The following is a 14,468-nucleotide window of genomic DNA, read 5'->3' as shown; positions in this document are numbered from 1 at the left end:
ATCAGAGAAATCGAATAATCGTCACCATGAAAGGGAAATGTATTCAGATAGAAAGCATTACATACGGAAAGGAATGGTTCGATGAAGGAAACAAGCCCGATTCCTCAGCCGAAGACGTTTGGACCGCTCGGCAATCTTCCTTTAATTGATAAAGATAAACCGACTCTGTCACTGATCAAATTGGCGGAAGAGCAAGGCCCCATTTTTCAAATTCACACACCGGCGGGTACGACAATTGTGGTGTCCGGCCATGAATTCGTGCAAGAGGTTTGTGATGAAGAGCGTTTCGATAAAAGCATTGAAGGCGCTTTGGAAAAGGTTCGCGCGTTTTCGGGTGACGGATTGTTTACAAGCTGGACGCATGAGCCCAACTGGAGAAAAGCGCACAACATTTTGATGCCGACGTTCAGTCAGCGGGCCATGAAGGATTATCATGAAAAAATGGTTGATATCGCTGTTCAGCTGATTCAAAAGTGGGCCAGGCTCAATCCGAATGAAGCAGTCGATGTTCCCGCTGATATGACCCGGCTGACGCTGGACACAATTGGATTATGCGGGTTTAACTATCGTTTTAACAGCTACTACAGAGAAACACCTCATCCGTTTATCAACAGCATGGTACGCGCGCTGGATGAAGCGATGCACCAGATGCAGCGGCTCGATGTTCAAGATAAACTCATGGTGAGAACAAAGCGCCAATTCCACCACGATATTCAAACGATGTTTTCGTTAGTCGACAGCATTATTGCGGAGCGCAAGGCGGATGGGGATCAGGATGAAAAAGATTTGCTTGCCCGGATGCTCAAGGTGGAAGACCCGGAGACCGGAGAGAAGCTTGATGATGAAAATATCCGTTTTCAGATCATTACATTTTTAATTGCCGGGCATGAAACAACGAGCGGCCTGCTGTCGTTTGCGATCTACTTTTTATTGAAGCATCCTGACAAACTGAAAAAGGCGTATGAAGAGGTCGACCGGGTGCTGACGGGTGCAGCGCCGACCTATAAACAAGTGCTCGAGCTGAAATACATACGGATGATTTTAAATGAATCACTGCGCTTATGGCCGACGGCTCCGGCTTTCAGTCTTTATCCGAAGGAAGATACGGTCATTGGCGGAAAATATCCGATCACAACCAAGGACAGAATTTCTGTCTTGATTCCGCAGCTTCACCGCGATCAAGACGCATGGGGAGAGGACGCTGAAGAATTCCGTCCAGAACGGTTCGAACATCAGGACCAAGTGCCTCATCATGCCTACAAGCCGTTCGGGAATGGACAGAGAGCCTGTATTGGCATGCAGTTTGCCCTGCATGAGGCTACACTTGTACTGGGCATGGTATTAAAATATTTTACTTTGATTGATCACGAGAATTATGAGCTTGATATCAAACAAACGCTGACACTTAAGCCCGGTGATTTTCACATCCGAGTTCAAACGCGAAATCAGGAAGCGATTCATGCCGGCGTCCCGTCGGAGGAAAAAGCGGCGCGTGACGATGAACAAAAGAGCAAACAGGAAACGAAGAGTGCTTCGGTTATTGGTCTCAATAACCGGCCGCTACTCGTACTGTATGGCTCTGATACCGGCACCGCGGAAGGCGTCGCCCGGGAGCTTGCTGATACAGCGAGTCTTCACGGCGTAAGGACTGAGGTGGCGCCCTTGAACGATCAGATTGGAAAGCTGCCGAAAGAGGGAGCCGTTGTGATCGTCACCTCTTCCTATAATGGAAAACCGCCAAGTAATGCGGGTCAGTTTGTGCAGTGGCTTGAAGAAATACAGCCAGGTGAGCTGGAGGGTGTCCATTATGCGGTGTTTGGCTGCGGAGATCATAACTGGGCAAGCACGTATCAGTACGTTCCGCGAACCATTGACGAGCAGCTAGCGGAAAAAGGGGCGACCCGCTTTTCTGCACGCGGAGAGGGCGATGTCAGCGGGGATTTTGAAGGACAGCTTGACCAGTGGAAAAAAAGCATGTGGTCGGACGCCATCAAAGCCTTCGGACTCGAGCTTAATGAAAACGCTGATAAGGAGCGAAGCACGCTGAGCCTTCAGTTTGTCAGGGGGCTGGGAGAATCCCCATTAGCCCGGTCGTATGAAGCGGTTCACGCATCCATTGCGGAAAATCGAGAACTCCAGTCCGCAGACAGTGGCCGCAGCACCCGCCATATCGAAATTGCGCTGCCTTCTGGCGTCGAATATCGGGAGGGCGATCACCTTGGCGTTCTTCCAAGGAACAGCCGGACAAATGTCAGCCGGATTCTTCACAGATTCGGCTTAAAAGGAACAGACCAAGTTACACTGACGGCAAGCGGGCGCAGCTCCGGGCACCTGCCTTTGGATCGGCCTGTCAGCCTGCATGATCTGCTCAGCTACAGCGTTGAGGTGCAGGAAGCGGCAACCAGGGCGCAAATACGCGAGCTGGCCGCATTTACCGTCTGTCCGCCTCATAAACGTGAATTGGAAGATATGACGAAAGAGGGCGTTTATCAGGAACAAATTTTGAAAAAACGGATTTCCATGCTGGATCTGTTCGAGCAATATGAATCATGTGAAATGCCGTTTGAACGGTTTTTAGAGCTTTTACGCCCGTTAAAACCGCGGTATTATTCGATTTCAAGCTCCCCGCGGGTGAATCCGGAACAAGCCGCGATAACTGTAGGCATTGTGCGCGGGCCGGCTTGGAGCGGCAGCGGCGAATATCGCGGAGTGGCATCGAATGACTTGGCGGAGCGGAAGGCGGGAGATGATGTTGTGATGTTTGTCCGCACGCCGGAATCCCGATTTCAGCTTCCGGAAGACCCTGAAACACCAATCATCATGGTGGGGCCGGGAACAGGGGTTGCGCCATTCCGCGGATTCCTGCAAGCCCGGTCAGCTTTAAAACGCGAGGGGAAAACGCTCGGCGAAGCCCATCTTTATTTTGGCTGCAGAAACGACAGCGATTTTATTTACCGTGATGAGCTTAAGCAGTTTGAACAAGACGGAATTGTTACTGTGCACACGGCTTTTTCCCGTAAAGAAGGCATACCGAAAACGTACGTTCAGCACCTCATGGCGGAGCATGCGGAAACCTTAATTTCGATCCTCGACCGCGGCGGCCGTCTTTATGTATGCGGTGACGGCAGCAGGATGGCGCCTGATGTGGAGGCCGCGCTGCAGAACGCGTATCAATCTGTTCATGGCACCAGTGAAGAAGAAGCGCAAGGCTGGCTCAGACATCTGCAGGAAACAGGCATGTATGCAAAGGATGTCTGGTCGGGGATTTGATTGTTTTTACAAAGGACTGGAGAGATCCAGTCTTTTTGTTATGTCCTTTTTAAAAAAATGTGATCTCGCTAAACGTCTGTGCATACAATAACCACAGTCCGCCTGAAGGGCGGGCTGTCCTTAAGACCTATTTTTCGTTTTTGCTAGTTTATGTTATTCTTATACTCGGTATCTATTTCTTTTTTTCCAAAAGCGGGCAGGACAAAAGAAACCTTTTTTATTTCCGAGAAAAAAGTGAAACGAATTGAGGGCTTCTTTCGTCCAGTGTTTGGTTTGAAATAAGTGTAATAGAAATGGTATGGTGCAAAACGTAAATATCCCGGTATAGCGCGGTATATTTATTTGTTGTGTGATGCCTTGATTTTGTTTGGAAAGAAGGAATTGGAAGACAGGATAAAAGAGAAAGTAAAAGTAAATAAAGACTTAAAGTGTTTAAGAAAGTAGAGGTTGCCATGAAGAAACTTTTTTCTTACAAACTTAGCTTTTTTGTGTTGGCTGTTATACTGTTTTGGGCAAAAACGTATTTATCCTACAAAACAGAGTTTAACCTTGGGGTAAAAGGCACAACCCAAGAAATCCTTTTGGTGTTTAACCCGTTCTCAAGCGCCGTCTTCTTTTTAGGACTGGCTTTGCTTGCGAAAGGGCGAAAATCGGCTATTATCATGCTGATTATTGATTTTGTGATGACGTTCATTTTATATGCAAATATTTTATTCTATCGTTTCTTTGATGATTTCTTAACGTTCCCGAACATTAAACAGTCCGGCAACGTCGGAAACATGGGCGACGGTATTTTCAGCATCATGGCTGGTCATGATATTTTCTATTTCTTAGATATTATCATCTTGATTGCGGTATTGATCTGGAGACCTGAATTCAAAGAATTCAAAATGAAAAAACGTTTTGCGTCTTTGGTGATTCTTTCCGGGGTCGCACTGTTTTTCATCAACCTGCATTTTGCGGAAAAAGACCGCCCGCAGCTGCTGACAAGAACGTTTGACCGCAATTATATCGTAAAATACTTAGGTCTTTACAATTACACCATTTATGACGGTGTGCAGACGGCTCAAACAGAAACGCAAAGAGCGTATGCAAGCAGCGATGATCTGACAAGTGTCGAGAATTACACGACGTCTCATTACGCGAAGCCGAACGCTGAGTACTTTGGGTCTGCCAAAGGCAAAAACATCATTAAGATTCACCTGGAAAGCTTCCAGTCGTTCCTGATTGATTACAAGCTGAACGGTGAAGAAGTTACGCCATTCTTAAATAAACTGGCCCACGGCGGCGAAGACGTCACGTACTTCGATAACTTCTTCCATCAGACAGGTCAGGGGAAAACATCTGATGCCGAGCTGACAATGGATAACTCGATCTTCGGTCTTCCGGAAGGCTCCGCATTTGTTACAAAAGGCGAAAACACATACCAGTCGCTTCCTGCGATTTTGGATCAGAAGGAAGGCTATACTAGCGCCGTCCTGCATGGTGACTACAAATCGTTCTGGAACCGCGACCAGATTTACAAACATATCGGCTATGACAAATTTTTCGACGCAAGCACGTATGACATGTCAGAAGAAAACATCATTAATATGGGGCTCAAGGATAAGCCGTTCTTTACAGAATCGATTCCAAAACTTGAATCTCTGAAACAGCCGTTTTACGCACATTTGATTACCTTGACAAACCATTATCCGTTTAACTTGGATGAAAAAGACGCGACGATTAAGAAAGCGACGACTGGCGATAATACAGTCGACAGCTATTTCCAGACTGCCCGTTACCTAGACGAGTCCCTTGAACAATTCTTCAAGGAACTGAAGGAAGCAGGTCTGTATGACAACTCAGTTATCATGATTTACGGTGACCACAATGGTATCTCTGAAAACCATAACCGCGCGATGAAAGAAATTCTCGGAAAAGAGATCACAGATTATCAAAACGCGCAAAACCAGCGCGTGCCTCTGATGATCCGCATCCCTGGCAAAAAAGGCGGAGTGAATCATACGTATGGCGGCGAAATTGACGTCATGCCGACACTTCTTCACTTGCAAGGTATTGATTCTGAGAAATATATCAACTTCGGTACCGATTTATTCTCTAAAGACCACGACGACACAGTGGCGTTTAGAAACGGCGACTTCGTAACGCCGAAGTACACATCTGTCGACAATATCATCTATGATACGAAGACAGGTAAAGAAGTAAAAGCGAATGAAGATACGAAGAACCTGAAAACAAGAGTGACACAGCAGCTGAAGCTTTCAGACAGTGTCCTTTACAAAGACCTGCTGAGATTCCACAAACTCAGTGACTTTAAAGCCGTTGATCCGTCTGATTATCATTACGGCAAGGAAAAAGATATCGAATAAGACAAAGAAGAGCCTTGAGCGGGCGCATTGCCGCGCTCAGGGCTCTTTTTTTGTGTGGTTACATAACCAAGTTGAAAAAATAGATTCCATTTGGTCACCAAGGCCGCCTCTCTCTCATATCATTACAGTAGATTTTGAAACCGGTATTGGAATCGGACAAATTATCGGGGAAATGCCTTGATAGATTGTAAGGAGGTACCAAGGTTTCGAACTCAATATTCATAGAGATGAGGGGTAGAGATGAAAGCGGTCATTCTCTGCGGCGGAAAAGGAACGAGAATGAGTGAGGTCACGAATGAACTTCCTAAACCGCTCGCCATGATAGGCGGAAAACCGATTCTATGGCATATTATGAAAATCTATCAGTACTACGGAGTGAACGAGTTTATTCTGCTTTTAGGCTACAAAGGAGAAAAAATTAAAGAATATTTTCTGAATTACGAATGGAAGCACAACAGCCTCACGCTCGACAGCTCTACAGGAGAGGTGCAGATGCTGGGAAAGCCTGAAACGTGGAAAATTACGTTTTTGGAGACAGGGGAAGATACGCTGACAGCCGGAAGAATCTTGCAGGCGAAGGACTATATCGGCAATGAAACGTTTATGCTCACCTATGGGGACGGGCTGGCCAATATCAATCTTTTTCATCTCATCAGCTATCATCAGACAAAGGGTGCTGCTGCGACTGTCACCGGCATTGATAAGGTCTCGCAGTTCGGCACCTTGACGGTTGAGGATGGTATAGCGAAAACATTTTCTGAAAAGACATCGAGTGACGGCATCATCAATGGCGGATTTTTCGTTCTCGATCCAAAGGTTTTCGATTATTTGCCGAAGGACGGGAACGCCATGTTCGAAGATGAACCGCTGAAAAACCTTGCGAAAGACGGTGAACTTGCCGTGTATCGCCATTACGGATTTTGGACGGCAATCGATACGTATAAAAATCTTTTGGAAGTCAACAAGATGTGGGATCAAGGACAACATGTATGGAAGGTATGGTGAACTGATTTGAGTTTCTGGAAAAATAAAAACGTATTTGTCACGGGTTGTACAGGTCTTTTAGGAAGCTATTTGGTGAAAGAGCTGATCGAACAGGGCGCAAACGTGACGGGGCTTGTCAGAGATCATGTGCCTCAGTCCAATCTTTATCAGGGAGAACATGTGAAGAAAATGAACATCGTGCAGGGCGCTCTTGAAGATTTGCCCGTGATTGAACGCGCGCTTGGAGAGTATGAAATCGACACGGTGTTTCACCTCGCTGCACAAGCGATTGTCGGCGTTGCGAACCGCAACCCGGTTTCCACTTTTGAGGCGAATATTCTCGGCACGTGGAATGTTCTTGAGGCCTGCCGGAAGCATCCGTTAATCAAGCGTGTCATTGTCGCGTCAAGCGATAAGGCATACGGCGATCAAGAAAACCTTCCGTACGATGAAGATATGCCGCTGCAAGGCAAGCATCCGTACGACGTATCGAAAAGCTGCGCGGATCTGATCAGCCATACGTATTTTCACACCTATGGCCTTCCGGTCTGTATTACGCGCTGCGGAAATCTGTACGGCGGCGGGGATTTGAACTTCAACCGCATCATTCCGCAGACGATTCAGCTCGTGCTGAACGGGGAAGCTCCCGAAATCCGCAGCGACGGCACCTTTGTCCGCGACTATTTCTATATTGAAGATGCCGTTCAGGCTTACCTGCTTCTGGCGGAGAAAATGGAGGAACACAATCTCGCCGGGGAAGCCTTTAACTTCAGCAATGAGATTCAGCTGACTGTGCTTGAATTAGTCGAAAAAATATTAAAGAAAATGAACAGCAATCTGAAGCCAAAGGTGCTGAACCAGGGAAGCAATGAAATCAAGCACCAATATTTATCCGCGGAAAAAGCGAGAAAGCTGCTGAATTGGACACCTGCTTACACCATTGATGAAGGACTTGAAAAAACCATTGGGTGGTATACAGAATTCTTCAAAAAGTAACGCGAAATGAGGTGAACATACCATGACGAGCGCCTATTGCACCGTTTTATCAAAAGGAAGATTATATCAGGCAGTCGCTCTATTTAAGTCTTTAGCGCAAGTCGATCAAGACAGCCCCATTTTTACGCTTTGTATGGATGATGACACGCACCGCGTATTGCAGAAATTGAATATGAAGCAGCTGACTCTTGTGCCGGTGGCAGCGCTTGAAAATGAAACGCTCCTGAAGCTGAAGGATACACGAGATCAAAGCGAATTCTGCTGGACGATGAAGCCGATCTTTCTCCAAGCTGTGCTGAACAGCAATCCCGAGCTGGAACGAGTGACGTATATTGACGGAGATTTATTTTTCTACGCCGATCCGTCACCGATATTTGCGAACCAGCCGGACTGCTCGGTGCTGCTTTCCCGGGGCGATATCATTATCCCTTCGTTTGAAAGAGAGCAAATTGATATGCTGCAGCGTCTGTTAGGCAGATATAACTCGGGCTTTATCAGCTTTAAACATGATAAAGCAGGGACGGATTGTTTGGAGTGGTGGAAGGAGCGCTGTCTTGAGGAGTGTAAAAATGCGCCGGGTGAAGGGAAATTCGGGGATCAGGGCTATTTGGATTATATGTCTGAGCTGTTTCCGAATGTGTGTGACATTACGACACCAGGTGTGAACATCGGCCATTGGAATTACGGACAGCACACGTTTTCCTGGAAGGATGGACGGATTGTATTGGAAGATGGAAACCCGCTGATCTTCTATCATTTCAGCGGATATCGAATCGTCAGCATCAATGAAATCAAACAGATTCACGAAACAACACGCACAGACCTGCCGTTTGTGCATGAGCTGTACCAGCAGACCCTGCCGCATATCATTCAGCATATCAAAGCGCTAGACCCTGAATTTAACGGTTTTGCTTCAAAAGATGATAACAAATAAATGATTAAATACAGGAAGTGAAAATGAAGTGAAAGCAAGCGTTATTATTCCTGCATATAATTCAAAGGAGCGCCTCTATAACAGTCTTCTGTCCTTAAACCAGCAGGAGTGCGATGAAGAGTTTGAGGTCATCGTAGCGGATAATGGCTCTGAGGACGGGACACTCTCGATGCTCAAATCGTTTCAAGCGGACTTTCCGCTGATTTTTGTACGGATTAAAGAAAACAGGGGCATTGCCTACGGAAGAAATCAGGCAGTCCGCAATGCCAGAGGAGATATTCTGATATTCCATGACAGCGATATGCTTGCTGCCAAGGATCTTGTGGCAAAGCATATCAAAGCCCATGAAAACGAAGAGAATCTTGTCGTGTGCGGTTTGTTTTGGAAAAGGATCTACAGCTATTATTATGAGCGCTTTGAAGATGAACATAAGAAGCAGCTCGCAAAGTTATATGATGAAATGCCGAAAAAAGACAAACAAAAGCTTCTGTCAGAGGCGGATATCAAAAACGAAAGCTTCCTAAATCAAAGCTTTGACCTTGATACCGATTTTATTGACGTGCTGAAGCGGATACTGGATGAATACGGCGATGACTTAAAGGGCTACCATATGCCGTGGCGTTTTTTTATCACAAACAATTCATCAGTAAAACGAAAGCATGTGGCTGATCTCGGTTTGTTTGACGAAGGCATTGTACGGTACGGGTTCGAGGATTATGATCTTGGGATCAGGCTCCATCAGGCCGGACTGACGTTCAGACTGCATCGCGATATTGTCAGCGTTCATCAGGAGCACCCAAGCAATTGTCAGTCAGTAGACGATATCAGAACAAACATTGCCTATATGTGCGACAAATATAACAACATTCAGTCATTAGATGTTCATCTTGCCTTTAACGGCCCATTCCCTCCAGACATGACCAACAGGATCATGTCTGATATACACAAGCTGCTGGACTCGAAGAAATACGACATGCTGCTACATCTGTTTCTTGAGCTGCTCCATGTCGTGAAGGATCGCAATCTGGACCCGGATTGGCAGAAAAAAACACCGAGGGTGACTGCGAAAAACTTTGATTTGCAAGCCGTAAAAAAGCTTCTGCCAAAAGCGAAGAAGAAGCTTGGCGTGAACGATTTTTCTAATGCACTGTATGCGCTTGTCAATGATTTACTGCACGTGGATCTTAGATAAATGGATGTGGTATGGTGAGTCAATTTCATTTTTCAACAATAGTGTCAAGGACGCACATCTTTAAACTGATGCCTATGATTCATTCCCTCCATGAGCATTGTGATGATTTTCATTTATATGTACTGTGTGTTGATCAGAAGGCATATGAATTGCTTCAGCACGTGCCATGGGAGCATGTCACCTTTGTACAGCTTCATGAAATGGAAGATCCGGAGCTATTGGAAGCGAAAAGCAATAGAACGTTCCATGAGTATTGCTGGACACTGAAGCCCGCATTTTTGTTCCATGTCATGAGCCAGTGGGATGAAGCCGAATATTTTGCCCATATGGATACCGATTTGTTTTTCTTTTCTGATCCAGCGCGCATTTTTGCCGAAAACCCGGCGGCAGCTCTGTATTTGACCGATCACCGCAACTCGCCGCGGTTCATGTCTTATTATGAGCGGACCGGACGTTTTAACACAGGCTTTGTCGGCGCCCGGAATACAGAAGAAGCTTATAAAGCGGTATGGCAATGGAGACAGGATTGCATTGAATATTGCACGGTGGAAATGAATACGGAAAGAAAGACGTACGGAGATCAAAGGTATGTGGAGAAGTGGCCGGCGCAGTATCAGGGTGTGCATGTTGTCAAATCAACCGGAGTCAATACGGCGCTTTGGAATATAGAAAATTATAAGGTGACTCAAAAGAACGGCCGCGTTTATCTAGATGAAACGCCGCTGATTTTCTATCATTTCTCTGGGTTTACGTTGGTGACGGAGAACGAATTTAATCTATGCTGGTATTACCGCATTGAAGACGAAGCGGCCATTGAAATGATTTATATGCCGTATGTGTTAAATCTGAAAAGGTGGATTGACGAAATACAGACGGCATTTCCGGACTTTGCAGACGGCTTTATCCCGAAACACGCGGTGCCGGACACTCATTTTATACAGCTTGATTAAAAAACCCCTGCCGCCCGGCAGGGGTTTTTTCAGCTATGCCATTCTCTCAGTTTCTGGTCACTCGGCAAAAGAAACGCGAGGATGCCAAGAATCGGAAGAAACGCGATGGCAATCATGGTCGGGGTCAGTCCCGCGGCGTCAATCAGAGCACCAAGCGCCACAGCGCCGATTGCTCCCATACCGAAGGCGAGGCCGACGGTTAAACCGGACATCGTGCCGATTTTTCCGGGGACAAGCTCCTGTGCATACACAACCGTTACGGAAAAGCTCGACATGAGAACCAAGCCGATCAAAGCGAGTACGCCATAGGCCAGAACCGGGCCGGCAAATGGAAGCAGAATCGCCAGCGGCGCAGAGCACAGCAGCGAGCAGAGAATGACGAATCGTTTTCCGAAACGGTCTGCGAGCGGGCCGCCGAGAAAGGTTCCGACAGCGCCAAACAGCAAAAAGACGAAAATATAGCTCTGAGCCTGCTGAATGCTTACGTGATATGTATTCATCGCGTAAAACGTGTAAAAGTTGCCGATCGCACTCGTATACCAAGAACGCGCGAAAATCAAAAAGATAATAATAATAAGAGCAGATATAACGGACTTGGTGACAGACGAGTTTTGTACAGCGACTCTCTTTTGGGTGCCCTGCTTCTGTGCAAGACTACCGAGCCGAGCGGCGTACCATTTGGCAATATAAAGCAGAAACATAACTGCGAGCGCGGCAACAAGTGTAAACCATACAGCACCAAATTGTCCGAGCGGAACAAGGATCAGCGCGGTAATCAGGGGTGCCATCGCTTGGCCTGAGTTTCCTCCGACCTGATAAATGGACTGGGCAAGCCCGCGTTTTGTGCCGGCGGCCATATATGCCACACGGGAGCCTTCCGGATGAAAAATGGCGGAGCCTAATCCGATAAAAAACACACAGCACAAGATCGTCACAAATGACGGGGCAAATGCAAGGCCCAATATGCCGAGCATGCTGGCAGTCAGCCCGATCGGCAGGGCGTACGGCCTCGGCCGTTTATCCGTATACCAGCCGACAACAGGCTGCATGACGGATGACACCATGTTTAACGTAAAGGCGATGATGCCGAGCTGTGTGAACGTCAAACTCATGGAGCGTTCCAAAATAGGGAACATGGCCGGTATCACAGCCTGCAGCGAATCGTTGAGCATATGGCAGATTCCAATGATCATTAAGATCGGATACACGGTGGTGCCGGGTTTTTGAACAGGTTTTTCTTTAAGCGGGGCGGCAATAGCCAAATGATTCTCCTCCTAACATATATAACCAGTGCATACCACCATATTATTCATAAGGTGAAGGATTTATCAACAGGAAAAAAGACTCCTTCTGGAAGGAAGCAGCACCTGCCGCTTAACAGTTGATGATTGTGTTTTCGATTTTGAGAATATGATATAGCTCTTCAAGCTTACGGATGTGATACGTCGGCACAACCTCTGTTTCATTGACATTCATACCAGGGTTAAGCCAGCACGTATCAATTCCGGCGAGCTGTCCGCCTTTGATGTCTGCTGTCAGCGAATCGCCGATGAGTAAGGTGTGCTCCGCTGAAAAATGGGGAATCCGTTCGAACACATAGTCGAAGTACTCTTTCATCGGTTTTTGAAAACCTGTGTCCTCAGAAACGAAAATGTCCTTGAAGAACGGAAATAATCCTGAATCTCTGAGACGCTTATATTGAGTTCTGGAAACGCCGTTTGTCACGATATACAAATCAAAATGCTGTTCCAGTTTTGCGATGAGATCAAAGGCACCGTCCATAAGCTGGTGCCCTTCTTCAAGAAAGCTGCGATATTTCTGGTCTAGCAGCACTCCGTCTGCTTCATAGCCATATTCCTTGAACAAAGCGGAAAAGCGGGTGGTCATCACTTCATCGCGAGTCATGTTTCCTCCTTCAAAGGCTCTCCAGAGGCCTTGATTAATTGTCCGATAACGGGACTCCATTTCATCGGTAAGGGGAATGTTCTGATCTTCAAACAGCAGGCGCAGTGCTGATTTTTCTGCTGCTGTAAAATCCAAAATGGTATTATCTACATCAAATAATAAAGTGCGGTATGGTTTCAAGGCTTGTCTTCCTTTCTGTATGTGTACTCAAAGTATAGCACACGCCAAAACGAAAAAAGCCGGCGGATTGGACGTTTGAAATGTCCGCACCGACGGCTTACAATTATTTGTTTAATAAGCTGTGTTTTTTTGCATAAAGGAAATAAACGAGCGTTCCGACGGCGATCCAGATCACAAATGAAAGCCATGTGATGCCTGGAAGGCTGTACATAAACCAAAGGCATATTCCAGCACTGATGATTGGCACAACCGGAACGAACGGCACCCTGAAGGAGGCTTTGATTTCCGGATGTTTCTTTCTTAACACAATAACAGCGATCGAAATGACTGTAAATGCCGCAAGCGTTCCCATGTTTACAAGGTGGGCAAGTGTGCCGAGATTAATGAACCCTGCGATTCCCGCCGCGACGATTCCTGTCAGCCATGTGTTTCGGAACGGCGTTTTGAATGACGGATGAATCTTTGCGAACAATCCCGGCAAAAGACCGTCTCTGCTCATGGCAAAGGTTAAACGGACCTGGGCGTACAGCAATGCGAGCATCACTGTTGTAATTCCGATGATGGCACCGATAGAAATAATTCCCGCAACCGCATCCTGGCCGACGAATTTAAGCGCAAAGGAAACCGGATCACCGACATTTAATTTGGCATAAGGCATCATACCTGTCAAAACAAGCGATACCGTGATGTACAAAATGGTACAGACGGCCAGAGCTGAAATGATGCCGATCGGCATGTTTTTTTGCGGATGCTTCACTTCTTCTGAAGCGTTGGATACCGCGTCAAATCCGAGATACGCGAAGAAAACCGTTGCCGCGCTGACAATGACGCCTTTCATTCCAAACGGCATAAAAGGCGTCCAGTTATCAGGTTTGACATAACCGAAGCCGACAATAATGAACAATAAAATGATTCCAATTTTCATCAGCACAATCACGTTGTTGAAGCGTGTGCTTTCTTTGACGCCTCTGCTGACAATTGCAGTGATGATGAGAATAATGACCGCAGCCGGAAGGTTAAACACGGCACCCGGCGTACTTCCCGGAGCTCCTGCCAGCGCAGCCGGAATATGATAGTTGAAGCCGGCGAGCAGCGATTGAAAGTACGACGACCAGCCCGTGGCAACCGCCGACAGCGCAATGACATATTCAAGCATGAGATCCCAACCGATTAAAAAGGCGAGCAGCTCTCCAAGTGTGATATAGGAGTATGAGTACACGCTTCCCGAGATTGGTATCGAAGACGAAAACTCAGCATAACAGAAGGCGGCAAGTGCACAGGCAAGACCCGCTAAAATAAACGATAAGATCAGGGCGGGACCGGCACCGGTCGCGGCCACTGTACCTGTAATAACGAAAATCCCAGTGCCGATGACACACCCGATACCGAGAAGTGTTAAATCAAATGCGCTTAAAGTACGAGCGAGGCTGTTGGATTGGCTCTGCGCATTTAATGTTTCAAGCGGTTTTTTTCTAAATAATGAACTCATGAAAAGTTCCTCCTGAAGATTTCAAAATATTCTAATCATTATATACATTTCTTGTTGTATTATATTGTCGAAATTTGACACAGTCAATCATATATTTTTCTGCTTTAAACGATAGAAGCTAAAAAGCGTTGTCGTATCATAATATAGTAATTTTTACAAAGGAGATATTGAATTTTGCTGATGGTGAACCGATAGA

General features: G+C 46.5%; 10 protein-coding genes. 7 read left to right on the top strand and 3 right to left on the bottom strand.

What is annotated here, in order from left to right; all coding sequences use genetic code 11:
* Positions 1–81 precede the first annotated feature (81 nt).
* The 7 genes from V6D42_RS15605 (at position 82) to V6D42_RS15575 (ending at position 10,698) form a co-directional block, all read left to right on the top strand.
* Complete coding sequence (locus V6D42_RS15605; RefSeq protein WP_333513832.1) at positions 82–3,270, top strand: bifunctional cytochrome P450/NADPH--P450 reductase; 3,189 nt, start codon at positions 82–84, stop codon at positions 3,268–3,270.
* Positions 3,271–3,722: 452 nt separating this feature from the next.
* Positions 3,723–5,642 carry a lipoteichoic acid synthase LtaS1 gene (ltaS1, locus tag V6D42_RS15600; RefSeq protein ID WP_333513831.1) on the top strand — a complete coding sequence of 640 codons (1,920 nt, stop codon included), beginning with the start codon at positions 3,723–3,725 and terminating at the stop codon, positions 5,640–5,642.
* A 240-nt stretch (positions 5,643–5,882) separates the two neighbouring features.
* The gene (locus tag V6D42_RS15595) at positions 5,883–6,647 is read left to right on the top strand and encodes a glucose-1-phosphate cytidylyltransferase (RefSeq protein ID WP_333513830.1); all 765 of its coding nucleotides are present in this window, start codon (positions 5,883–5,885) and stop codon (positions 6,645–6,647) included.
* Positions 6,648–6,653: 6 nt separating this feature from the next.
* Entirely contained in the window at positions 6,654–7,622 is a 969-nt protein-coding gene (locus V6D42_RS15590) for a GDP-mannose 4,6-dehydratase (RefSeq protein ID WP_268446577.1), read from the top strand.
* Positions 7,623–7,644: 22 nt separating this feature from the next.
* Positions 7,645–8,556, top strand: a complete 912-nt coding sequence (locus tag V6D42_RS15585; protein ID WP_333513829.1) for a putative nucleotide-diphospho-sugar transferase — start codon at positions 7,645–7,647, stop codon at positions 8,554–8,556.
* Positions 8,557–8,584: 28 nt separating this feature from the next.
* Complete coding sequence (locus tag V6D42_RS15580; RefSeq protein WP_229148854.1) at positions 8,585–9,748, top strand: glycosyltransferase family 2 protein; 1,164 nt, start codon at positions 8,585–8,587, stop codon at positions 9,746–9,748.
* A gap of 14 nt (positions 9,749–9,762) precedes the next feature.
* Positions 9,763–10,698, top strand: coding sequence for a putative nucleotide-diphospho-sugar transferase (locus tag V6D42_RS15575; protein WP_333513828.1), 936 nt, complete (start codon positions 9,763–9,765; stop codon positions 10,696–10,698).
* A 29-nt stretch (positions 10,699–10,727) separates the two neighbouring features.
* On the opposite strand, the gene V6D42_RS15570 is transcribed toward V6D42_RS15575, so the two are convergent.
* The 3 genes from V6D42_RS15570 to V6D42_RS15560 form a co-directional block, all read right to left on the bottom strand.
* Positions 10,728–11,960: an MFS transporter gene (locus V6D42_RS15570; RefSeq protein ID WP_333513827.1), complete on the bottom strand. Its 1,233-nt coding sequence runs from the start codon at positions 11,958–11,960 to the stop codon at positions 10,728–10,730.
* A gap of 112 nt (positions 11,961–12,072) precedes the next feature.
* Complete coding sequence (locus tag V6D42_RS15565) at positions 12,073–12,783, bottom strand: YjjG family noncanonical pyrimidine nucleotidase (protein ID WP_229148858.1); 711 nt, start codon at positions 12,781–12,783, stop codon at positions 12,073–12,075.
* A gap of 103 nt (positions 12,784–12,886) precedes the next feature.
* Positions 12,887–14,272 carry an amino acid permease gene (locus tag V6D42_RS15560; protein WP_333513826.1) on the bottom strand — a complete coding sequence of 462 codons (1,386 nt, stop codon included), beginning with the start codon at positions 14,270–14,272 and terminating at the stop codon, positions 12,887–12,889.
* Positions 14,273–14,468: the final 196 nt, after the last annotated feature.

The organism is Bacillus sp. 0909A (assembly GCF_036765115.1).
In the GTDB taxonomy this organism is placed as follows: Bacteria; Bacillota; Bacilli; order Bacillales; family Bacillaceae; genus Bacillus; species Bacillus mojavensis.
The sequence above is the reverse complement of the archived record's forward strand: the minus strand, read 5'-3'. Positions and strand labels throughout refer to the sequence as shown.